The sequence below is a fragment of the Pantoea sp. X-Soil-TKNS-1280 genome, from assembly GCF_059730475.1.
Map to the genome: position 1 here is coordinate 3,096,981 of NZ_AP035962.1, position 24,634 is coordinate 3,121,614.

Annotated in this window: 17 protein-coding genes; 7 read left to right on the plus strand and 10 right to left on the minus strand. The window is 51.6% G+C overall.

The window, feature by feature from the left end:
• The first annotated feature begins 21 nt into the window (after positions 1 to 21).
• A complete protein-coding gene (gene tkt / locus AC6I8X_RS14380) occupies positions 22 to 2,022 on the plus strand; it encodes a transketolase (RefSeq protein WP_313685238.1) in 2,001 nt (666 codons plus the stop codon).
• A 145-nt stretch (positions 2,023 to 2,167) separates the two neighbouring features.
• Positions 2,168 to 3,337, plus strand: a complete 1,170-nt coding sequence (gene ampH / locus AC6I8X_RS14385) for a D-alanyl-D-alanine-carboxypeptidase/endopeptidase AmpH (RefSeq protein WP_497840009.1) — start codon at positions 2,168 to 2,170, stop codon at positions 3,335 to 3,337.
• Here ampH and AC6I8X_RS14390 read toward each other — a convergent pair.
• Entirely contained in the window at positions 3,334 to 4,407 is a 1,074-nt protein-coding gene (locus AC6I8X_RS14390; protein WP_313685242.1) for a DUF1176 domain-containing protein, read from the minus strand. The two genes, ampH and AC6I8X_RS14390, sit on opposite strands and share 4 nt — an antisense overlap.
• 593 nt (positions 4,408 to 5,000) lie before the next feature.
• On the opposite strand from AC6I8X_RS14390, the gene AC6I8X_RS14395 reads away from it, so the two are divergent.
• Positions 5,001 to 9,584 (plus strand): hypothetical protein, encoded by a 4,584-nt coding sequence (locus AC6I8X_RS14395; protein ID WP_497840010.1) that lies wholly within the window; start codon positions 5,001 to 5,003, stop codon positions 9,582 to 9,584.
• A gap of 53 nt (positions 9,585 to 9,637) precedes the next feature.
• Positions 9,638 to 11,197 carry an OTU domain-containing protein gene (locus AC6I8X_RS14400; protein WP_497840011.1) on the plus strand — a complete coding sequence of 520 codons (1,560 nt, stop codon included), beginning with the start codon at positions 9,638 to 9,640 and terminating at the stop codon, positions 11,195 to 11,197.
• Positions 11,198 to 11,239: 42 nt separating this feature from the next.
• Here AC6I8X_RS14400 and nudK read toward each other — a convergent pair whose 3' ends face one another.
• The 8 genes from nudK to AC6I8X_RS14440 all read right to left on the minus strand — a co-directional run bounded on the left by nudK (position 11,240) and on the right by AC6I8X_RS14440 (position 18,482).
• Positions 11,240 to 11,818 (minus strand): GDP-mannose pyrophosphatase NudK, encoded by a 579-nt coding sequence (nudK, locus tag AC6I8X_RS14405; protein ID WP_299455048.1) that lies wholly within the window; start codon positions 11,816 to 11,818, stop codon positions 11,240 to 11,242.
• 166 nt (positions 11,819 to 11,984) lie between these two features.
• A complete protein-coding gene (gene napC / locus AC6I8X_RS14410; RefSeq protein WP_084876245.1) occupies positions 11,985 to 12,569 on the minus strand; it encodes a cytochrome c-type protein NapC in 585 nt (194 codons plus the stop codon).
• Positions 12,570 to 12,577: 8 nt separating this feature from the next.
• Complete coding sequence (napB, locus tag AC6I8X_RS14415) at positions 12,578 to 13,009, minus strand: nitrate reductase cytochrome c-type subunit (RefSeq protein WP_313688027.1); 432 nt, start codon at positions 13,007 to 13,009, stop codon at positions 12,578 to 12,580.
• Between the two features lie 11 nt (positions 13,010 to 13,020).
• Entirely contained in the window at positions 13,021 to 15,507 is a 2,487-nt protein-coding gene (napA, locus tag AC6I8X_RS14420) for a nitrate reductase catalytic subunit NapA (RefSeq protein WP_497840012.1), read from the minus strand.
• Entirely contained in the window at positions 15,498 to 15,782 is a 285-nt protein-coding gene (locus tag AC6I8X_RS14425; RefSeq protein WP_497840013.1) for a chaperone NapD, read from the minus strand. The genes napA and AC6I8X_RS14425 overlap by 10 nt, the downstream gene beginning before the upstream one ends.
• Complete coding sequence (gene napF, locus AC6I8X_RS14430) at positions 15,769 to 16,242, minus strand: ferredoxin-type protein NapF (RefSeq protein ID WP_313688021.1); 474 nt, start codon at positions 16,240 to 16,242, stop codon at positions 15,769 to 15,771. Before napF ends, AC6I8X_RS14425 begins: the two co-directional genes overlap by 14 nt.
• Before the next feature lie 189 nt (positions 16,243 to 16,431).
• The gene (gene ansP, locus AC6I8X_RS14435) at positions 16,432 to 17,934 is read right to left on the minus strand and encodes an L-asparagine permease (RefSeq protein ID WP_299455032.1); all 1,503 of its coding nucleotides are present in this window, start codon (positions 17,932 to 17,934) and stop codon (positions 16,432 to 16,434) included.
• 275 nt (positions 17,935 to 18,209) lie between these two features.
• The gene (locus AC6I8X_RS14440; RefSeq protein ID WP_299455030.1) at positions 18,210 to 18,482 is read right to left on the minus strand and encodes a YdgH/BhsA/McbA-like domain containing protein; all 273 of its coding nucleotides are present in this window, start codon (positions 18,480 to 18,482) and stop codon (positions 18,210 to 18,212) included.
• Positions 18,483 to 18,721: 239 nt separating this feature from the next.
• Here AC6I8X_RS14440 and narQ point away from each other — a divergent pair, with 239 nt between their 5' ends.
• From narQ to acrD, 3 genes are all read left to right on the plus strand, one after another.
• A complete protein-coding gene (narQ, locus tag AC6I8X_RS14445; protein ID WP_313688016.1) occupies positions 18,722 to 20,407 on the plus strand; it encodes a nitrate/nitrite two-component system sensor histidine kinase NarQ in 1,686 nt (561 codons plus the stop codon).
• 31 nt (positions 20,408 to 20,438) lie between these two features.
• Positions 20,439 to 21,071 carry a response regulator gene (locus AC6I8X_RS14450; protein WP_313688014.1) on the plus strand — a complete coding sequence of 211 codons (633 nt, stop codon included), beginning with the start codon at positions 20,439 to 20,441 and terminating at the stop codon, positions 21,069 to 21,071.
• 196 nt (positions 21,072 to 21,267) lie between these two features.
• Positions 21,268 to 24,384, plus strand: a complete 3,117-nt coding sequence (gene acrD / locus AC6I8X_RS14455; protein ID WP_497840014.1) for a multidrug efflux RND transporter permease AcrD — start codon at positions 21,268 to 21,270, stop codon at positions 24,382 to 24,384.
• Between the two features lie 99 nt (positions 24,385 to 24,483).
• On the opposite strand, the gene ypfM is transcribed toward acrD, so the two are convergent.
• Positions 24,484 to 24,543, minus strand: coding sequence for a protein YpfM (gene ypfM, locus AC6I8X_RS14460; RefSeq protein WP_139810981.1), 60 nt, complete (start codon positions 24,541 to 24,543; stop codon positions 24,484 to 24,486).
• Positions 24,544 to 24,634 lie beyond the last annotated feature (91 nt).

Below are 24,634 nucleotides of genomic sequence, written 5' to 3' on the forward strand. Positions count from 1 at the left end.
CAAATCACAAGGGAGCACCCTATGTCTTCACGCAGAGAGTTGGCTAACGCAATTCGTGCCCTGAGCATGGATGCGGTACAAAAAGCAAATTCAGGTCACCCCGGAGCCCCTATGGGCATGGCGGATATCGCCGAAGTGCTGTGGCGCGATTTCCTGAAACATAACCCGACCAATCCCGCCTGGGCGGATCGTGACCGCTTTATCCTGTCCAACGGCCACGCCTCGATGTTGCTATACAGCCTGCTGCATCTCACCGGCTATGACCTGCCGATGGAAGAGTTGAAAAACTTCCGCCAGCTGCATTCAAAAACGCCGGGCCACCCGGAACTGGGATACACCCCCGGCGTTGAAACCACCACCGGACCGCTGGGTCAGGGGCTGGCTAATGCAGTAGGAATGGCGATTTCTGAACGCACATTAGCCGCTCAGTTTAATCAGCCTGGACATGACATCGTTGACCATTACACCTACGTGTTTATGGGTGACGGCTGCCTGATGGAAGGGATCTCGCACGAAGTCAGCTCGCTGGCGGGCACCCTGGGGCTTGGCAAATTGATCGGCTTTTACGATCACAACGGTATTTCGATTGATGGTGAAACCGAAGGCTGGTTTACCGACGATACCCACAAACGTTTTGAAGCCTATAACTGGCATGTGATTGGCGATATTGACGGGCACGATCCGGCCGCCGTCGCCAGTGCCATCAAAGAGGCGCAGAGCGTCACCGACAAACCCTCGCTGATCATCTGTCGCACCATCATCGGTTTTGGCTCGCCGAATAAAGCCGGTAAAGAAGAATCGCACGGTGCTGCACTCGGCGAAGCGGAAGTCGCGCTGGCCCGTAAGCAACTCGGCTGGAATTACCCGCCGTTTGAAATCCCGAAAGAGATCTATCAGCAATGGGATGCCAAAGAAGCCGGTGCCGCCCGAGAAAAAGCCTGGGACGACAAAATGGCGGCTTATCAGGCTGCCTATCCTGAGCTGGCAAAAGAATTTAAACGCCGCATGAGCGGTGAGATGCCCGCCAACTGGGAAAACGATGTGCAGGCATTTGTCGATCAGTTGCAGGCCAATCCGCAGAAAATTGCCAGTCGCAAGGCTTCGCAAAATACTCTCGAAGTGTTTGGCAAGTTATTGCCTGAGTTCCTCGGTGGTTCCGCTGACCTTGCACCGAGCAACCTGACGATCTGGTCCGGTTCTAAATCGATTAAGGAAGACATTGCCGGGAACTACATCCACTACGGAGTACGTGAGTTCGGGATGACAGCGATTGGTAACGGCATCGCCCATCACGGTGGCTTTCTGCCCTACACGGCCACCTTCCTGATGTTTGTGGAGTACGCCCGTAACGCTGCGCGTATGGCGGCGTTGATGAAGGCACGTCAGGTGCTGGTCTATACCCATGATTCGATTGGTCTGGGGGAGGATGGTCCGACGCACCAGCCGGTCGAACAGCTCGCCAGCCTGCGTCTGACACCTAACATGAGCGTATGGCGTCCGTGCGATCAGGTAGAAACCACGGTGGCGTGGAAAGCCGCAGTGGAACGCCATCACGGCCCCACCGCGCTGATTCTGTCGCGTCAGAACCTGCTGCAACCGGAACGCAGCAAACAACAGGTCGCCAATATTGCGCGTGGTGGTTATGTGTTGCAGGATTGCGACGCTACCCCGGAGGCTATCATTATTGCCACCGGTTCGGAAATTGAGATCGCCCTGGGTGCAGCGGACAAACTGACAGCCAACGGGCATAAAATCCGCGTGGTTTCCCTGCCCTCCACCGACGTGTTTGATAAACAGGATGCGGCATACCGCGAATCTGTGCTGCCTTCCGGCGTGAAAGCGCGGGTGGCCGTGGAGGCCGGGATTGCTGATTACTGGTTCAAATATGTTGGTCTGGATGGGGCGATAGTCGGTATGACCACCTTTGGTGAGTCTGCACCTGCCGGGAAACTCTTCCCGGAATTTGGCTTCACGGTGGAGAATATCGTGAGCCATACCGAAGCCTTACTCAAGCCTCACTAATCGATTCGGCCCTGCGTCTCACGGCGTCAGGGCCGTTTTTGATCACAGCCTGATACAGAAAAAAACCTGCCCTGCCCCCTTCCCGCCTCGTTCAAACTGATTACTATAAGACTTTTCTCCGCTTCTTCTGCCGGACGTCTTACCGTTGAAAAAACATACACCCTGGTTGCTGACATTAATGGTTTCACTGCTTCCTTTAAAAAGCATGGCGCAGACCGCCCCGGCTCCCCTGCTGGCTTCACAGATCGTTGATCGTTATGCCGAACACATCTTTTACGGCAGTGGTGCCGTGGGGATGGCGTTGGTCGCGATTGATGGCAATCAACGCGTTTTCGCCAGCTTTGGCGAAACCCGACCAGGTAGCAACGTCCGGCCACAGCAGGATTCGCTGATCCGCATTGCCTCGCTGAGTAAGCTGATGACCAGCGAAGTGATGGTGAAAATGGCTGAACGCGGCCAGATTCGCCTTGAGGACCCGTTAAGCAAATACGCACCTCCGGGAATGCGTGTTCCCAGCTACAACGGCCAACCCATTCGCCTGATTAACCTTTCAACCCACACCAGCGGCCTGCCGCGTGAGCAACCGGGTGGCAAACCGCATCGTCCGGTGTTCAACTGGCCGACACGTAGCGACCGCTGGCAATGGCTGTCTCGCGCTTCGCTCAAAGTCGCCCCTGGTGTGGACGCATCTTATTCAAACCTCGGTTATGACCTGCTGAGTGATGCGCTGTCGCAGGCGGCGGGTAAACCTTATCCGGCGTTGTTCCAGCAACTTATCACGCGCCCGTTAGGGATGAAGGACACCACTTTTACCCCGTCACCGGATCAGTGTCAGCGTCTGATGATTGCCGAGAAAGGCACCAGCCCGTGTAATAACACGCTGGCAGCGACTGGCAGCGGTGGCGTGTATTCCACACCGGAGGATATGGGGCGCTGGATGCAGCAATTCCTTAACTCCGCCGTGAATCAGCGCACCGCGCAAATCGACCGGCTGCAAACGTTGATCTATCGTCGTGACCAGCTAAACAAAGTGGAAGGAATGGATGTGCCGGGTCGGGCCGATGCGCTGGGCATGGGGTGGGTCTATATGGGACCGAAAAACGGCCACCCGGGCATCATTCAGAAAACCGGCGGTGGTGGTGGTTTCATCACCTATATGGCGATGGTGCCGCAGCATAATGTTGGGGTGTTCGTGGTGGTGACGCGTTCGCCGCTGACGCGCTTCACGCCGATGAGCGATGGCGTCAACGATATGCTGGCCGAGCTGGTGGGCAACCAGAGCGGTTCACCGATGATGGTGCAGGTGATCCGTTAACGCGATGGTGGTGCATTTTGCGGCTGGCTGACCCACAGGGTTGGCCAGTCGTCACTGCTGTGCCACGCATCGCAGGTTTTTTCTTCCGCATACTCCGCCAGCACAAACTCGCTGCCATCGAACTGCCAGCGTGTCGCCGTACCGCAATCCCCCAGACCACGACCTTTGCTGAAGGTGTAAAGAAAACCGCTGCTGGCATCGTACTCGGCATTGACCAAATCCAGCTGATTATCCGTGCGCGAAGGGGGAGTAAACGGCAAGGTGAGGGTCAGACCACGCGCCACATACGGCTGGCTGCGCGTCACTTCAAACGCCAGGTCGATAACATTGTACGCGCCGGTTTCGCAGCTGATGAGCAGCAGCGCTTTACTGTCCGTCAACGGTGCGACGCTCACTTCCCGTCGTATCGGATCAAGTGAGCAGCTGTCGGTGTTGATGCGCCAGGTGCCGTAATCAATCAACCCACTGGTTTCATCACGGGTCAGTGCCGCAGGTTGGGGTAAGGGGTCGGGCAGACGAGGCAATGGCGGTTGTGGCGGTACATCCCATACCACGCGGTCGCCACGTTTCACCCAGGCACTTAAACCATTCACCCTGCCCTGCACATCATCCATCAGCAGCAACGCGGCTTTCATGCCGTGCAGCGAGATAGAGGCTTTGGTTTGCCAGGTGAGCTGAAGAGTATCGGCATCCAGCGTCTGCGCCAGAAATTCGTCAATAGCGATGGCGTTGCTGGTAGAAAGATGATGAGGTTCTACGTTCCAGTGTTTGAGATCGGGTTTCATCCGCTGCTGATCCAGCAACAGATTGTCCTGCAACGGAGCACCCGGTAATTCACCGCTGTAAGCGCTGCCATAGTCAATACGCAGCAACGGGCGATCGTTCACGCCAGCGTGCCGCGATATTGTCATGACCAATCCATTATCACCAGGAAAACTGCGAGCTACACAAAAAGCCGCATTGTTACAGGTCAGCTGCCAGTCAGAAAATGACTTTTGCAGTGGATCCGCCTGCACTCCCGCAGCAAAAAGAAAAAGCAATAAAAGCAGCGATTTCATCCAATACGACATCTAAAAAACCGATCCCCAAATTCTTAGAGAGAAGATGATAGCGCAATGACAACGCTGACACCGGACCTAATCTGTGAGCTGGTCCGAAAAGCGGTGCTAACTGCCGAAAAAGACGTCGCTTTGAGCGATCTGTGCGGGTAAAACTGAGCTGTCATCATCCTTGCCGAATGAATTCTGCTCAATCGGATTTGTCGCACAATTGCCGGGTTGATGCAGAAAGCCTCTGTTTTCGCCATGCTGATTATCGAGAATATCTGCCACCGTCACAAAATTGTCATAAATTGATATGTTACGATAAATAGGTTTAGCTCAGTTGCCGTATAACCTTCACTCCATTTCCCGCTGGCACGGGTACAATCGAATATTGTGATAAAGGGATGGCAGAATTCCCTCTTTGAATTATTTGGCAGGGAAGTCTCGCCAGAGTAACAATCTATCATCAGGGATCAGGATGAAATATGCTAAGCAGCAGCACAATTAATGCCATCGTAAATAAACCACCCGTCACTCAACCAATATGCAGAAAGGAAATCACTACTCATATACAATCAATTAATAATATATCTGCTCCACGAAATCTGAATGACCGACCTATGTCATCCTTAGGAGTGTCTTCAGCACAAGCCAACACCCTACGGCCTGCTCGTTTAGCACTTTCAACCCGGCCAAAGAAAGCGATATATCATCCGCAATCCAGCAAATGCGCAGATGTTCCTGCCCGGCAGGTTGTTCAACAGTTTCGTGATAATGAGCGACTTATCGAGCAATTACCCACTGCTACTGAGCAACTGAGTGAGTCAAAATCCTATCACATCAGAAGATTTTCCAGCCAGTGTGATGATATTTTCAATAAGAAAGAAGGATTGAGAAAAAAGATACGTCAGAAGGCGAAAAATGCCTGGGAAAGAAATAAAACAATCATCAATAAAAAGTTAGAACAAACAGACAATGAAAAATTAAAAATACTCTTTAACACTGTCTCCGCAGTTTGCGCCGATCGACAAACCCATCACTTAGATGTGTTTTGGAATGATATCTTATCGCTATCCACAACATGTCAGCAAAGGAGAAACTACCGCAGACTATGGGAGTTTATCGTGAACAACCCTCACCTGGAAACTTTCCTGACTCAGTTTGACCTGTGGACAGGCATTGAAGATGAAATCAGGCAGATACTATCCAATAACAACAATAAATTCTTCATGGCCATCAATGATACACAAAAAGACTTACTGGATAAATTACAGCTACTTTGCGCCCCCATTGAGACCAAATACTACCATCAATTATGCGAAATTGACTATAACGGTAAAACCACCAGTGAGGTCATCGAATCACTTATCAATAACACAGGATTACAGGAAGTATTAAGTGAAACCACCAGTGGCAGCGAGTTATGGCGGGAATTAAACAGCTTACCGACGGTGTTTAAGCTCGATGTATTAAAAAATGAAATCGATGATCTGCTGACTGAATATAAAGAGAACAACGCAGAGCTGAAGAGACTGAAACATGCCACGCTTGTTAAGCGTATCAGTGAGAGTTTCAATATATTGTATCGGATACCCAAAACCCTCGCTAACTTAAAAAAGCGTATTGAAAAAAAAGTTGAATTTGCTGAGGTACATATACTGTATCAGGATCTTTTTTTTAATGCTCTTGATCGGCTGCAAAATGCCGGTGTGGATGCAACCTTTAAATCATTGATGACCCGGGGTGATGATTTTCAGGATATGGTGATTGATGATATTGATCTTCAGGAAATAGCGGAACAAGTATCACCCCATTTGTTGTATAACCCAACAGAATGCTATGATTTCATTTGTATGGCTTCAATGCTGGATGCCAGTCAGGTGATTGCGGAAAACATCCGAGATACAAGCCAATTGTATCATTTGATGAGGAACTATTATCCTGCGCCACAGGAAGTTGATGCGTTTTTTGCCGCACACCAGGAAAACATGGGCAGTGGTTATGATCGGGGAATTATGCTGGCAATTAGCCGCCTTCTCCCTCCCGCCCTGAACTGGAAAATGCGGGAAAGGCTGTTACTGGCAGTAACCGGAACCAACGTTTACGACATCCCTCCCATCAATGAATTCCTGCTGAACATTGAAGAAAGCATCATCAGTGCACTGAATCCTGTCAGATTAGAACAGCGTTACCAGAAAGGCTTGCATCTTGACCCGTACCTGGTCGATAAGCTGAATATCTCAGAGGAGCAGCAAACACACATTAAGGAAATCGTCATGGATTTCCTGCTGTCACGTAACAGGTATGCCGATGCAGAGAGTAAACTGCCTCAATTCAAAGTCGATATCGCGACAATCCTTAAGTTATTACCCGAAAAATTATCTTTTGACCTTGAAACTAACTCACTGCGCCCGTCCCATTTTTTTAAATATCATGCAATAACAAGTAATACCCTGCTGACGGAAACACTGGTCAAAGAAATTGACCATTTATATATTCTGCATAATTCTCTCGATAAAATGCTGGATGAGACATTTGCAGCACATTCACAAATCAACCGATTGGATGAAATAGTCGCCAATCCGAATGTTAGTTACGATATTGCGATATATTCAAATATCGCTCTGGCGTTGCTGGAAAATAATCCATTTTCTCCTGAATCTGAGCTGGAGATTCAGCGGGCAATCAAAGATCTGTTTTCCAGTGATGAAATGGTGACGCTGATCAGCGATGAAACGACACCATTAGCGCAGCAACTGGCAGAGATCCGACAATCTCTGTCAACCTACCCACAAACTACACCCCGTGATTTTTTCGCTAAAGCTGCGGGAATGGGTATCAGGGTAGATTCTGACTGCCAGAAAAATATCATTAAACTACTTGGTGAATCCATTACTGCCGATATCACCAATGAGGAACGGAGCTGCCAGATTCTTTCTTATATCCTGAGAAGATCCTTCGCATCGGCCGATGTTCTGGAATTACCCACAGATACCGCCGCCGGTCAGCCTCATCATTTTCTTAACACCCTGACCAACGGATTGATTACCCAGATAAATGGTTTAATCGCCACTGAACTGGACACGGCACTTGCCGCTTTCGACCCTGGCATTAAAGAGGGTGACCGTTATACCAATGCAGCCTGTAAGCTTATAGCAGGTGTATCTCCGAGTAGTGTTTTAAAAGACTTTTGTAAAACCAGCAACGACAAAGATGACAAAGCCATTGGTCAAACATTTACCGAAGATCAATTCGCACATATCAGAAAAGAATTATTAACGTTGCTGGCTAAGGGCGGGGACGATTACCGTAAAGATATTAGCACAATCTTCTGGGATTTACGGAAAACCCTATCGAGTGATGAAAATAACCATATCAATTATTTATTAAAATGCCTCAATTTTTTCAGAAAGCTACAAAGCCAGGATGCCCAATTATCGCCTGACGAGATTTATCAGAAAATCATAGATGAAATTTATGAAAGAGGAATACCTGCACGTATTGCCAAAACAGGACAAAAACTCACTGAAGCAGATTTACTGGAGTATTTTATTCTGGAGAACGCTGAAGGAATCAATACTGAAAGCGCTAAAAAATTTATCCACTCCATCAATCAAAAACACCATATTTCCGACTCCCTGCTTTATTCCATTACCCTGCTTGAACCTTTCCTGGCTGATGCATTGACCTGGCGGCAGGATGAAATTGATGCTGAGAATAAAAAAATCATTGCCGAACAAGAGCTGGAATTGGCTCTTCTGGCTTATGCTGCCGCCAATCAGGGGATATTTTCCACCCAGGCGGAGTGTGACATGGCCGAATATCGGGCCGATCGTGAAGCCCGTGATGCGGAAAATGACTATGAAAAAGCCATCGACTCCGCCAATAAATATGAACACTATGAAAAACTTACTGAAGAATGGAAATGGCTTTTCTATCTCGGAACACAGTTTTCCAATTACTGGGTCGAAATGCACCGGCCCGTTTTTGTTTATATCAATACCAACGTCACTGAAACACGAACTACCACTATCTCTTATGCCAATGGCGAGGAGGCAGAAACACAAAATATTCAGTCATCGAATCCTGGCATGACGATGATCAGGTTTAAACTCTGCGATATCCTCGATAAGAATGGGCACATTGACTATAAAAAAATCAATGAAACCATTCAGGAGAAATATTGCCCCACATTTCAGATACAACATATTCAGTTCACACCATTTCTTGACATACAACCACTGACAATACCCAATGAGGGAGGTGGAAATTCAACGGTTGGCACCATCACCGAACGCTATGATGTTGAAGTGAATTCGGCTATGGATATACAGAAAGGCAGTTATATGCATAATCTTTCCAGCAAACCACCTGAATTTCCAATCTGTAATGCACCAGTAAGTTCTGTCGTCCTGCAAAATTACGCCGAAAAAATCAGGCAACCAGCCAGACCCAAAGACACGAGTGCTAATGTATCATCAGCAATCAGGGCCATGAAAAAAATTCACCACCCGTGTGAGGTTTTCGATCCTTGTGTACAAGCGCAGGGCTTAGCAACAAAACAGGGTACACTAATTCGACAACGTGAAAATAATAACTGGTGTACACGGGTAGAGGATTCACTGCGCCTGCTTACACAGCATCGCCCGGAAAACTTGTATCGTGCCAGGGCTGCGGTTCAGCCCTTACAAAGTGCCATCATTAGCGCAGCCTCTGCATCAACGGGAAAAAACATCATTGTTATAGATGATAAGGATCGTGGTCATTTATATAAGCCGGGGAAAGGGGCTACGCGTTCTGGTCAGCCATTGGTGCCTCAGCCAGGCAATATGAGTAACCAGGGAAACATTGCACAAATAATACCTTCAGCAATGCTAAAAGAGGCCGTCACAGGGAAGGCGCTGGTATTACAGCATGATAGTGCAGGAAGGTTTAACCCGGTACGCATTCAGCCTCTCGGTGCCTCCACTTATAAATCAACCGTCGTCTCTCCGGGACCTGACATTCGGGCTGCCATAGACCACCCTGCTACCAAACGATTGCCCCCCCCGATACTCAGTGAGGCTGATAATGTGCTGAATGCCATAGCAACCTCATACTCTATGCCGCCACCAGGTCAGCCTGGGCCATCAACACAACACTCTACCTTCCCGATTTGTACAAAAATATTATTGGATCTACAAACGACAGATAATGAGCATTGATACCTTAGTTCCAGAACAACCTAAGCAGCTTATTATTTAATAAGGAGATTGATATGTTAAGTACCAGTATAGAATCTTACCGAAAAAGTGCGATATCCACGCTGCATCAACATAATAATGAAATAACTAAAAAACTCCCCACAATTACTCATGTTACCAACCGTGATTTACAATCTGATAATCGGCATACTACGACGTTATTGTCGAATCGTTCATCAGGACTGGGTTCTCAACACCCCAGGTCAAGAGTTAGAGAGCCTGATTTCCCGTCGCTGCGTCATGAGCAAAACTTACCATACAAATCAGTGGATGCCATTAAACGCCCCATGCCTAAGTTGTTTTTTGAAGCCTTCAGTGAACCAGCCCAAAAAGTTAAAAACACCTCTGAACATGTCGGAGAGACAACGGTTAGTAGCATACTAAAAAACACCGCAAGAAAATCTATTATCAAAAAATCAATTATTTCCGCCAGCAAAAAAAATGATGGTACTGCACTTTCTGGCAATGAAGCGGAAAAAATAAAAGCAACGACACTGAAGAATATCCGAACTGATGGTTACTGGAACAATAATGGCATGGATCTGGCCATTTATGGTGTCGCGAGTGAGTACAATGTCCAGTTGGATATTGAAGATAACACGGCACGCGATAATCGAGTGTATCTTTATACGATTGGGCAAGCTGATGATCCAATGCGGATAATACGTCTGCGCCGGGTAAGAAAAGAGGGGCATGAACATTACCAGCTTATCGGTCGTAGAGAAAGCACCATCGATGTTAAAAATGACGGGAATTGTTTATTCCGCGCTATTGCATTGGCCATGAGTAATGATGAAGAAAATTACCCAGAAGTCAGGGAGCGAACCGCCCGGCATATTGAAGAAAACTGGGACGAATATAAAGATTACGCTACCACTGAACAGGAGAACATAGAGTATTATGCAGAAAACAAAAGATTCATTGCATTATGGGAGTCGCTAAAAACCACTGCTGAGAAAAAACTTAAGGACTGGAGCAAGTTCAGTGGTAGCGAAAATGATTTAATCCGTGTTCTGATTGGTGGCATTGCTGAACCAGAGAAAATATTACAAAAACTGAGCAACAGAGACCTGCAAAATTTAGGCTATTCCTCCCGTATTCTGAATAAAACGACAGAGGTATTCATTGCTAAAAAAAAGAGTCCACTAACTGACAGCTATGGTTCACTCAATGGCATCCCCTGTACGACAAAAGAAGGAGCAACCTTATGCATGGATCTGGAACTCTTAGCAAAATTCGATGAGCGAGTTTCCTTTATTGATAACGAAGGGCTTGAGGGGGTGGGTGAGCTTATCTATTTTAAAAGACATATTGATAACTGGTATGCGATGGTCCATGAAGCTCAAAAAATCATTATGTGGCAGGGGAATTATCTGCCACGGCAATTGATCAGTAAATTCCACACCGACTATCCGATTAACCCACGAGCATTATTCATTACAAATTTTCCGCTGGATCACTTATATGAGTTAACGAATAAGGAATCTACCGATGCTCATCGGGATTGGTACAACGCCGTGCTACAACAAAATTTAGTTTATTTTAATTTCCTGGATGAACATCATCCTCAGTAATTATTATGACAAAAGCAGGGAATCATCCCTGCTTTTGTCCTGTCAGGCTTTTAACCAGCCCGCTATCTGCGCATGTTGCAGCAACATAATGGTTTTGCCGTCACAAATACGACCATTCTTCACCATCGCCATCGCCTCCGGAAAAGGCAGCTCAAGTACTGCGATCTCTTCGTCCTCTACGCCGCCGCCATTATTCGTGCGTTGCGCCTCGCTATATTCCGCCGCGAAAAAGTGCACAATTTCAGTGACGCCACCCGGTGACATGTAAGCCTGCCAAAGTTTTTCGACTTCGCCTACCTGATAGCCGGTCTCCTCAATCGCCTCTTTGCGGATGCAATCTTCTGGGGTGTCATCATCCAGCAACCCGGCGCAGGCCTCGATCAGCTCACCGCTTTGGTTGCCATTAAGGTAAGTGGCGATACGGAACTGGCGTATCAACACCACGCTGTTTTTTTCACGGTTATACAGCAGGATAGTGGCCCCGTTGCCGCGATCGTAGACTTCACGTTTGTGGCGCAGCACTTCGCCATTGTTGCGGGTGATTTCGTAGGTAAAGTTGCGCAGTACAAACCAATTTTCTGACAGCAACTTCTCTTTGATGATGTTGATCTTTAACGGCATGACCACTCCACAGCAAATTTCGAGGGAGCCTGGCATGATAGGCCGAAGCCAGCGGGAAAACTATCTTAATTATATTAACAGTCAAAACGCGCAATAAATCGCGCCGCTACGGACCGTTGAACTGGGCAGCGGCGCATTCTATCGCGCGGTCAAAAGGAATCACAGATTAAAACCCGTTCTTTTCCTCTTTCATATCCGGTAAATGGTGGGCGATACCTTTGTGGCAATCGATACAGGTTTTACCTTCCTCCACCGCTTTGGTATGCATCTTCGCTGCCACGGTCTTCTGCGCGGTAAAATCCATATATTCAAAGTTATGGCAGTTACGGCAGGCCTGCGAATTGTTGTTCTTCATCCTGCGCCATTCGTTTTGCGCCAGTTCGAGACGTTTCTCTTCAAATTTCTCGGGCGTATCAACAATGCCGAACACCTTGGCGTAAACCTCTTTACTGGCCTGTAACTTACGCCACATCTTCGGTCCCCACTCGTGCGGCACATGGCAATCCGGGCAGGTGGCACGCACGCCGCTACGGTTGTTGTAGTGCACCGTCTGCATATATTCCTGATAGACGTTATTGCGCATTTCATGGCAGCCAATACAAAACTGCTCGCGGTTAGTCATCTCCAGCCCGGTATTAAAACCACCCCAGAAAATGATGCCACCCGCAAAACCAATCAGCAGCAAGGTGCCGATTGCCAGGCGGCTGGGTCGCCGCCACCAGCGCCAGATTCGGATAATCATCTGTTTCATCGCTAACCTCACTGCCCAAAGCCTTCAGCCGGGCGGAAGGTATTTTCTACCACCGGTTTGGCATCGGTTTGCGGAACATGGCATTGCAGACAAAAGTAGCGACGCGGTGATACCGAACTGCTGACTAACCCATCACGGTCAGTAAAGTGTGTCGGGCTCACGCGCGGCGCACCCGTGGTCAGGTAACTCTGCGTGCCATGGCATTGCAGGCAACGGTTGATGTTTTTTGTCACCTGATAGCCATCCACGCTGTGCGGGATCACCGGCGGTTGATTGACATAATTCAGCGGCTTGCGGCTCTGCTCTTTGGGTTGATGGATCGTACCCTGCTGCGTCGCCGTTACCTCGGGTGACTGATTCAGGTCTACGCCATTCGCGGCCCAAACCGTGCCGCCCAGCATCAGGGCGGCCAATGTGAGAAATGTGATAAGAGGTTTCATTGCATCCTGCCTTAAATTTTCACCAGCTTAACGGCGCATTTTTTGTAATCGGTTTGCTTCGACAGTGGATCGGTGGCGTCCAGCGTGATGTTGTTCACCAGCACCCCGGCATCGAAGAAAGGCGTAAACACCAGTCCCTGCGGTGGCTGGTTGCGGCCGCGGGTTTCTACGGTGGCCAGGGTTTCACCACGACGTGATACCACGCGTACTTTCTCGCCACGACGCAAACCGCGCGCTTTAGCATCCAGCGGATGGATATACAGCAGCGCCTGCGGCACGGCGCGGTGCAGCTCGGGGACACGACGCGTCATGGTGCCGGTGTGCCAGTGTTCCAGCACGCGGCCAGTGCAGAACCACAGATCGTATTCAGCATCCGGCGATTCAGCAGGCGGCTCATACGGCAGGGCGAAAATGGTCGCTTTACCGTCCGGCTTACCGTAGAAGCGCACCCCCTCCCCCGCTTTGACATAGCTGTCATGCCCTTCGCGATAACGCCAGCGTGTCTCTTTGCCATCAACTACCGGCCAGCGCAGACCCCGCGCCTGATGATAGGTATCGAACGGAGCCAGATCATGACCGTGACCACGCCCAAAACTGGCGTACTCTTCGAACAACCCTTTTTGCAGATAGAAACCGAAGGTGCGCGCATCATCGTTGAGTTGATCATCCGCCACTTCACTCAGCGGGAACTGATTGACCTGGCCGTTGGCGTACAGCACGTCGTACAGCGTTTTATCGCGTAGCTCCGGTTGCCGGGCGATCAATTCTTCCGGCCACACTTCCGCCACGCGGAAGCGTTTGGAAAAGTTGACGAGCTGCCACAGGTCGGATTTTGCTTCACCCGGCGCTTTAACCTGTTGATGCCAGAATTGCGTACGGCGTTCAGCGTTTCCATAGGCTCCTTCCTTCTCTACCCACATGGCGGTCGGCAGAATCAGATCGGCGGAAAGCGCGCTGACAGTCGGATAAGGATCGGACACCACAATGAAATTACGTTCATCACGCCAGCCCGGCATACGTTCCTGAGTCAGGTTCGGTCCGGCCTGCATATTGTTGTTGCACATGGACCAGTAGGCATTGATCTTGCCATCTTTCAGTGCACGATCCTGCGCCACTGCGTGATAACCCACTTTCGCCGGGATGGTGCCCGCTGGCAGCTTCCACAGTTTTTCTGCCAGTGCACGATGTTTGTCGTTGGTCACCACCATGTCTGCAGGCAAACGGTGGGAAAAGGTGCCGACTTCGCGTGCGGTACCGCAGGCTGATGGCTGACCGGTCAGTGAGAAAGGCCCGGTGCCGGGACGCGAGATTTTGCCCGTCAGCAGATGCAGGTTGTACACCAGATTGTTGGCCCACACGCCGCGCGTATGCTGGTTGAACCCCATAGTCCAGTACGACACCACCTTGATGTTAGGGTCGGCATACAGCTCAGCCAGCATCACCAGTTGATCTTTCTCCACTCCGCTCATTTCACTGGCTTTTTCCAGCGTGTATTCAGAGACAAATTTCGCGTATTCATCGAAACTGATCGGGGTTGAGTCACCGCTGTCCGGGTTTTTCGCTGTCGCCTGCCGGGGATCGGTCGGACGCAAGCCATAACCGATGTCAGTCGCCCCCCGGTGCAAATTCACATGGTTTTGCAGGAAGGTTTTATCCACCTTGCCGTTCTGGATGATGTAATTGGCAATAAAGTTGAGGATCACCAGATCGGTTTGCGGCGTGAACACCATGCCGTTGTCGGCCAGCTCAAAGCTGCGATGACGATAGGTGGAAAGCACCGCGACTCTGACGTTTTCATTGCTGAGGCGGCGCGCGGTTAATCGCGACCAGAGGATCGGATGCATCTCGGCCATGTTCGATCCCCATAGCACGAAGGCATCGGCCTGCTCGATATCGTCGTAGCAGCCCATTGGTTCATCCATTCCGAAAGTGCGCATAAAGCCCACCACCGCCGACGCCATACAGTGACGTGCGTTCGGATCGAGGTTATTACTGCGGAAGCCAGCTTTCATTAACTTCGAGGCGGCATAACCTTCCCACAGCGTCCACTGGCCGGAGCCGAACATACCGATCGATTCCGGCCCGTTCGCTTTCAGCGCTGCCTTGAACTTCTCTTCCATGATGTCGAACGCCTGATCCCAGCTGACCGGCGTGAACTCACCATTTTTATCGAAACGGCCATCGGTCATGCGCAGCAGTGGCTGGGTCAGACGATCTTTGCCATACATGATTTTTGGCAGGAAGTAGCCTTTGATACAGTTAAGCCCGCGGTTAACTTCCGCCTGCGGATCGCCCTGAGAGGCAACCACCCGGCCATCCTGAGTGCCCACCAGCACACCACAGCCGGTGCCGCAAAAACGACAAGGCGCTTTTTCCCAGCGTATGGGCGCGGCGAGCGCAGTGGCCGCTTTGGTTACGGTGGGAATCACTAATCCAGCAGCAGTCGCGGCAGCCGCCGCCGCGTTGGCCTTCATAAAATCACGACGACTTAGTTGCATAATGCTTCCTTTGCGGGTTGTTCAAATTCGTCCTGCTGGTGATACACCAGAGACACCGCCAGCACGCCGGGAATGTTGCGGGTGGCTTCAATATTGCGCAGCAGCGTCGCGCTGTCGGCGGCACCAAGGGTGACGGCCAATGTGCCGCGTGCCGTGTCTTGTGAGGCGATCTCGCTATCGGCATACGTCAGCAACGTCTGGCTGACCGCAGCAACGACCGCTGGGCGTGCCTGAATCACCAGGCCACAGACGTGCCAGCTGTTATTTGTGTTCATGATCTAATCCTGTGGCTGACACCGGGCAAGGTGCGATACATGCGCCACAGCCAGTGCAAAGCTGCGGCATGGTTTCCGGTTGGGCGATGCCATTGGCGGTGAGACGAAAGCGGATCGCCCGCTGTTCACAACTTTCCTGGCAACTGCGGCAATTAACGCCCTGAAAGGTGATGCAATCGCGACTGATATGGATGTGCTGCTGCCACGGCTGATGGTCGCGTGGATGAAACAGCGGTTGCGGGCAGGCATCTGCGCAGGCACCACAGAAGGTGCATTCGCCATGCTGAAAGTTGAGTTGTGGCTGCGCACCTGCCGCCAGCTGCACAATTTGCGTGGTGCAGGCAGCCACACAGCGGCCACATCCATCACAACCCGCCTGATGACGCCACCACGGCAGCGCGATCGCCCCCGCGACAGCTTTGCGCTGTCCGGTAAAGAATTCGCGTCGTGACAGCACCATCGGAACACCTGTTTCGGAGTTAAAAAGTAAGATGCGTAAAATAACCTGACACTAAAGAGGGCTATATCACTCGAAAGGTGTAATTCCCGATGCGGGATCAAGTTGCCGCACGATTGATCGCATGGCTGAGAAATGAGCAAAAAAAAGGCCGTCCACTGGACGGCCCTTCGCACTATCACATCAAAAAACTTAGCGTGGAGAGTCTTCTGCTAATGTACGCGAAACCTCTTCCTCACCCTCATGATGGTGATCATGCGCTTTCAGCGCTTCTTCATTGACGCGCTTACGCACGCCAAACCAGCCCAGTACCAGTATCACCGCGATCAACGGGATAGATGCGATGGTGTAGGTACCGTTCGGATAGTCAAACGCCATCAGTACCAGCACGCTGACCAGGAACAGCAGCGTCAACCAGGAGGTGACCGGTGCCCACGGCAATTTAAAGCTGACATCTTCCGCTTTGCCTTCTTTGATAGCTTTGCGCAGACGCATCTGGCAAACCACAATGAAGCCCCACGAAGAGATGATGCCCAGTGATGCCACGTTCAGTACGATCTCAAACACCTGCGACGGAACATAGTAGTTCAGCACCACACCGACGACGTAAACGGCGATGGTGACCAGAATACCCGCGAAGGGTACCTGCTGGTTGCTCATCTTCGACATAAACTTCGGTGCCGAGCCGCCCATCGACATAGAACGCAGAATACGACCGGTGGAGTACAGACCTGAGTTCAGGCTGGAGAGTGCCGCACTCAGTACCACGATGTTCATCACGCTACCGATATAGGGCACACCGAGTTTGGAGAAGAACGTCACGAACGGGCTTTGCCCCGCCTGATAAGCATTCCACGGCAGCAGCAGCACCAGCAGCACCACCGAACCAACGTAGAACAGACCGATACGCCAGATCACGCTATTGATGGCTTTCGGCAGCATGGTTTTCGGGTCTTTACATTCACCGGCAGCGGTGCCGACCAGCTCAATCGAGGCGAAAGCAAACACCACCCCTTGCACCAGCACCAGCGCGGGCAGCAGACCATGCGGGAACAGGCCGCCATTATCGGTGATCAGATGGAAGCCGGTCGCATTGCCATCCAGCGGCTTACCGCTGCCAAGGAACACCACACCAACGATCAGGAAGACCACAATCGCCAGCACTTTGATCAGCGCAAACCAGAACTCCATCTCGGCGAACCACTTCACGCCGATCATGTTCATGGTGCCGACAATGGCCAGCGCACCCAAGGCGAACACCCACTGCGGTACGTCGCCAAACGCGCCCCAGTAATGCATATACAGTGCGACAGCCGTGATATCCACGATACCGGTCATCGCCCAGTTAACAAAGTACATCCAGCCCGCCACATAAGACGCTTTTTCACCAAGGAATTCACGCGCATAGGAGACGAAGCTACCGCTGGAAGGGCGATGTAATACCAGTTCGCCCAACGCACGGAGGATGAAGAAAGAGAAGATACCGCACACCAGATACACCAGCGCCAGTGCCGGACCCGCCATTTGCAGACGCGCACCTGCACCCAAAAACAGACCGGTACCGATAGCGCCACCAATGGCAATCATTTGAACCTGACGATTACCCATCGCTTTGTGGTAACCGGTGTCGTGGGAATTAAGCCAGCGTCGTTTCGCAGCGCGCTGTTCGGCTGCGGTTTTTTTAGTAGGTTTCATAGCGTTCCTGTTTGTCCTGACCATCAATCACCGCTTACCAAACGTTTGCGTAGCGCGGTGCGAAATGGGGTAACACCCGGAAGCAGGGGGCAGAACGATGCCACACAACCAGCCGGGAAATTACGGCGATGAATCCTACCCGTTCTGCATGAATGAAGCAAAATATACCGCTAGTCTGCACGGGATGATTTGCAATTATCCGTTGTCGTGCACAAAAAAACCGGCCAAAGGATCTGGCCGGTCGGGGTTGCTACAGGGAGAAAACCTGAGGGAAATTAACGGTAAATCTCGGCAGTGCCACTCCACATGCTGGAGTCGCCAGGATTTTGCACACCGATAACGCGGTAATGGCTGGCACCCATCTCAGTGGCTTTTTGCGACAGCTGGCGAGTGGCATCGTCGAGCGAACCACTCACGCCACTGACGGAAACGCTGCCCATACTTTGCATATTTTGTGCCTGCTCCGCGTTCAATGCGGTGGCGGCCAGGCTACTGAAACTTAAGGTGGCTAGCAGTGCACCAGCCAGAACGGCATATCGTGTCTTCATGGGGATGCTCCTGTGTTTTTCTGGGAAAATGACTACCTCTAAAGTATTAACCCGCGAACGCAAACCAGATTGAGCCAGCGGTAAATTTGTTTAATATTTCGCCCGCCATCTCAGATTCATCCAGGGAAAGGTAAAGAATGGTTACTTTTTGTACGAAGAGTAACCTGATGTGGCGAGATATCGTCGCCGATGCGGTTGCACTGCTTTATAATTCCGCGCTCTTAACAGGGTTTTTAATCGTGATAGTGAAACGTCCCGTAACACGTACCATTGCTCGCGCACTCAGCGCCATTGTACTGCTTTCGCTTCTCACCTCCGGGCTGGCGCTGATGACCCTTTCCAGCAGCCTGCGCGATGCCGAGACGGTCAATGCGGCTGGCTCACTACGTATGCAGGTTTATCGCCTCGCCTGGGACAGTGCGCGTGACCCGCAACAACTGGGACATCATATCCAGCTCTATCAGCAGACACTGGAATCACCGGCATTAAGCGGTCTGGATCGCCCCTGGGTACCGGCTGAAGTCACTAATCGTTATCACTACCTGCGGGACAGCTGGCCAGAGTTACAGCAGCGCTTACAGCCGCAACACCTGCAGGTTTATCAACAACAAGTGGCGAGCTATGTGGGTGAAATCAATCGTTTTGTATTGGCGGTACAACATTATGCCGAGCTGAAAATGCACCTGGTGGTTGCCAGCAGTTTGTCTGGCTTTCTGGCGATTGTCGGGCTGGCGCTGTGGACCATCCGTTTTATTCGCCGCAATGTGGTCGGTCCGCTGGATTCGCTGGTCACCGCCAGCCAGTATGTTGAGAAAACCCGGTTTAGTTTTCCGCCCTTACCGGTGGATCAACCCAACGAACTCGGTGTGCTGGCGCAGGCTTTCACCGCGATGGCATCGCGTTTACAGTCACATTATCGTCTGCTGGAAGATGCGGTGCAGGAGAAAACCGAGAGCCTGACGCAGGCTAATCGGATGCTGTCGTTGCTGTATGAAAGCTCCCAAATCCTCACCAGCAGCGCGCTCGACCCTGATGTTTTTCAGGGGTTGCTCCAGCAACTTAAGTTACGCGAAGGTTTCCGCGTGGTGGTGCTGGAGAGCGAAAATCTGACCTTTCAGGCCGGAAGCAGTGATGAGTCACTGGTATGGCAGCATCTGGCATTGCAGCAGGATGAACAGCTGCTCGGGGAGTTGCGCTGGCAATCGGCTAAGCCCGCTTCCGATGAATTAATGCAAAGCCTCGCCAATATGCTGGCGCGCGCCCTGTGGATCTGGCAAACGCAGAAGCAATATCAACAAATGCTGCTGATCGAGGAACGTGCCACCATCGCGCGCGAACTTCACGATTCGCTGGCGCAGTCACTCTCCTTTCTGCGCATCCAGCTTACTCTGCTGCGACGAACGGTTGATGGCAGCCAGCCAGAGGCGCAAAGTATCATCAGCGAATTTGATCGCGCGCTGGCCGATGCCTATCAGCAATTGCGCGAGCTGCTGACCACTTTCCGTCTGACCATTGAACAGGCCGATCTGGTGGCCGCGATGCAGGCCATGATCGTCCCCCTGCAGGAGCAATCCCAGGCGGAAATCCAGTTTGACTATCAACCCGGATTGCAGAGCCTGGATGCACAACAGCAAGTGCATGTGTTGCAGATTGCCCGCGAAGCACTGCTCAATGCGATCCGCCACGCGGGAGCACAGCAGATTACCATTCGCTACCAGCGTGTTGCCGATGAGGACCATCTGTTAACTATTGAAGATGATGGCAAAGGTATACGCAGTACGGAAGAACCGCCAGGCCACTATGGCCTGACAATTATGGCAGAACGAGCAGCGCGCCTGTCTGGCACGCTGCTGATTACCCCGCAGGAACACGGCACACGGGTAACATTACGTTTCCCGCCACGCCCGATGCACCTGCTGGAATAACAGGCTACATGGACCGTTTATTGGAGAGAATATGGACCTGCAAACTCTGACAATTATGATCGTTGATGACCATCCCCTGATGCGCCGTGGCATTCGCCAGTTACTGGCTCTGGAGCCGAAGTTACAGGTGGTCGCCGAGGCCAATAATGGCACCGAGGCGCTGGCAGAGGCACGCCGCCTGGCACCTGACGTCATTCTGCTCGATCTCAATATGAAAGGGATGTCGGGGCTGGATACGCTGAAGGCACTGCGTAATGAGGACATTTCGGCACGCATCCTGGTGCTCACCGTCTCTGATGCCCGTAATGATATCTACGCCATGGTCGATGCCGGTGCCGACGGTTACTTACTGAAAGACAGCGAACCCGAGCAGCTGCTGCAGCAAATTTTGCGCGGCGCACAAGGTGAGAATGTGTTCAGCGAGGTGGTCGTTGACTATCTGGCTAACCGCCCCCACAGTTCTAACCCATTCCGCCTGTTAACCGAACGCGAACTGGATGTGTTGCAGGAAGTGGCGCGTGGCTTGTCAAATAAAGAGATTGCCAGCACCCTGCATATCTCGGAAGAAACGGTGAAGGTGCATATCCGTAATATGCTGCGCAAGCTGGACGTGCGCTCGCGCGTGGCTGCCACTGTACTTTGGCTGGAAAGCCGCAATGTCTAGCACATCTCAAAAATCCGTCGGGAGATTTACACTTTCTCCATAATTTCTCCACGATTCTCTAATTTGCGCCGCGTAGAGTAAGCTGCGGCAGGAGATGTCCCAGGATAGCGCTTCCACTCCGCCAGCGTGAACCCGAGCAGGGTTCACGCTTCTGATAATAAAAGTAAAAAATACGCAGCTGAGGAGTGTCGGTTCCATGTCGAATTTTTTTATCGACCGCCCCATTTTTGCCTGGGTTCTGGCGATTTTACTTTGCTTATGCGGCACCCTGGCGATTATCGCCCTGCCGATTGAGCAATATCCCGACCTCGCGCCACCTAACGTGCGCATTACCGCCAATTACCCCGGTGCCTCAGCCGAAACGCTGGAAAACACCGTGACTCAGGTGATCGAGCAGAACATGACTGGCATCGACAATCTGATGTACATGTCATCGAACAGCAGCAACACCGGTCAGGCACAAATCACCCTGACCTTTACTGCGGGTACAGACCCGGACGAAGCACGCCAGCAGGTGCAGAACCAGTTACAAACCGCCCTGCGACAGTTGCCATCGGCGGTGCAATCCCAGGGCGTAACGGTGAATAAAACCGGTGACAGCAACATTCTGATGATTGCGTTTGTTTCTACCGATGGAAGTATGGACAAACAGGATATTTCAGATTATGTCGCCAGTAACATTGAAGATCCGCTCAGCCGTATTGATGGTGTCGGTGAAGTCGATGCCTACGGCTCGCAATATTCCATGCGTATCTGGCTCGACCCGAACAAGCTGAACGCGTATGCGCTGACCACGGATGATGTCGTTAGCGCCATTGAATCTCAGAACGCTCAGGTGGCTGTCGGCCAGTTGGGCGGATTGCCCTCAGTGGAAAAACAGGCGCTTAACGCCACGGTCAATGCCCAGTCAATGCTGCAAACCCCGGAACAGTTCAAAGCCATTACACTGAAAACCAATGCCGATGGTTCGGTGGTGACGGTGGGCGATGTTGCGGATGTGGCCATGGGGGCTGAGAAATATGACTATCTCAGTCGCTACAACGGCCAGGCCGCCTCCGGTCTCGGCATTAAACTGGCCTCCGGCGCCAATGAGATGAATACCGACAAACTGGTACGCGCCCGCATTGCCGAGCTGTCGCAGTACTTCCCACACGGGCTGGAGGCGAAAGTCGCTTATGAAACCACCCCGTTCGTTAAAGCCTCGATCACCGATGTGGTGAAAACCCTGCTGGAAGCGATCCTGCTGGTGTTCCTGGTGATGTATCTGTTCATGCAAAACTTCCGGGCAACGTTAATCCCCACTATCGCCGTACCGGTGGTACTGCTAGGCACCTTTGCCGTGCTGTATGCCTGTGGTTACAGTATCAACACCCTCACCATGTTTGCCACGGTGCTGGCGATTGGTCTGCTGGTGGATGATGCCATCGTGGTGGTAGAGAACGTCGAGCGAATCATGAGCGAGGAAGGTCTCTCGCCACGTGCGGCAACGCGTAAATCGATGGGACAGATTCAGGGGGCGCTGGTCGGTATTGCGCTGGTGTTATCGGCGGTGTTTGTGCCGATGGCCTTTTTTGGTGGCACCGTCGGTGCGATTTACCGTCAGTTCTCCATCACTATCGTTTCCGCGATGATTTTGTCGGTATTGGTGGCGTTGATCCTCACGCCTGCACTCTGTGCCACCCTGCTGAAACCGCTCGAAAAAGGTCAACATCACGGTCGGCGTGGCTTTTTCGGCTGGTTTAACCGCCACTTCAACGCTAACGCTGGACGTTATGAACGTGGTGTGGCGCGCATTCTGGTAAAAAGTGGTCGCTGGATGCTGCTCTACCTGGCGATCATTGGCCTGATGGCGTTTATGTTTATCCGCCTGCCGACCTCGTTTCTGCCACAGGAGGATCGTGGCGTGTTCCTGACCCAGGTACAACTCCCGGCGGGGGCCACTCTCGAACAAACCTCTAAGGTGGTGGCGAAGGTGGAGAATTATTATATGACCGCCGAAAAAGAGAATGTCCTGTCGGTGTTTTCCACTATCGGTGCCGGTCCGGGTGGTAACGGTCAGAACGTGGCACGTATGTTTATCCGCCTGAAAGATTGGGACGAACGCCCTGGTACCGATCGCACCGCCTTTGCCATCATTGACCGCGCCACTAAAGCTTTCCGTAAAATCAAAGAAGCCAACGTTATCGCCAGCAGCCCGCCCGCCATTACCGGTCTTGGCAGTTCATCTGGTTTCGACCTCGAACTACAGGATCATGGTGGGATTGGTCATACGGCCTTGATGGCGATGCGTGATAAATTACTGGGCGAAGCGGCCCGCGATCCGGCATTATCCCGCGTGCGCCATAACGGTCTGGACGACAGCCCGCAGTTGCAGATTGATGTTGACCAGCGCAAAGCGCAGGCACTGGGCGTCTCAGTGGATACCATCAATGACACCCTGACCACGGCCTGGGGTTCAACCTATGTGAATGACTTTATCGACCGGGGTCGCATCAAGAAAGTTTACGTGCAGGCGGCGCCGGAATTCCGCATGCTGCCGGATGACATCAATAAATGGTATGTGCGCAACAGCAGCGGCACTATGGTGCCTTTCTCTGCCTTCGCCACCAGCCACTGGGAAGTGGGGTCTCCACGACTGGAGCGCTATAACGGCTATTCCTCGCTGGAGATTATTGGTGAAGCTGCAAACGGCGTCAGCAGTGGTACGGCAATGGATGCGATGGAGAAGCTGGTCAGCCAGTTACCGCTCGGCATCGGCTTCCAGTGGACCGGTGCCTCGTATCAGGAACGACTCTCTGGTTCGCAGGCTCCGGCGTTATATGCTATCTCACTGCTGGTGGTGTTTCTGAGCCTGGCGGCGCTGTACGAAAGCTGGTCCATTCCGTTCTCGGTGATGCTAGTGGTGCCACTCGGCGTGGTGGGTGCGCTGATCGCCACCTGGCTACGCGGGCTGGAAAACGATGTCTATTTCCAGGTCGGGCTGTTGACGGTGATTGGCTTGTCGGCGAAGAACGCCATTCTGATTGTCGAATTCGCTAACGAGATCAACAGCAAAGGACGTGAATTGATTGAAGCCACGCTGGAGGCCTCACGCCAGCGCCTGCGCCCGATCCTGATGACCTCACTGGCGTTTATCTTTGGTGTGCTGCCCATGGCAATCAGCGCGGGTGCCGGTTCCGGCAGCCAGCACGCGGTGGGGACGGGGGTGATGGGCGGGATGATTTCCGCGACCGTACTGGCGATCTTCTTTGTGCCGCTGTTCTTTGTACTGGTGCGTCGCCGCTTCCCGCTGAAAGACAAGCCGCATGATTAAGCGATAAAAAATTAAGGCAGCCTGATTAATGGCTGCCTTATTTTTGTTTGGTAAGAATTACAGCAAGTTGGGGATTTGCCCTGCTTTTCTCTTCGCGGGTTACTTACGTAACATCGCGTCAATAAATTCTTTCCAGTTCCCCAGTTCAGTGTCAACCATAATACCCTCTCTTATTGTGCCGCCGAGTGTACGCCGTTTTTTTCTACAGGTGAATACGCTTCCACCTGTTATCTGTATCGGCAAAAGCTGG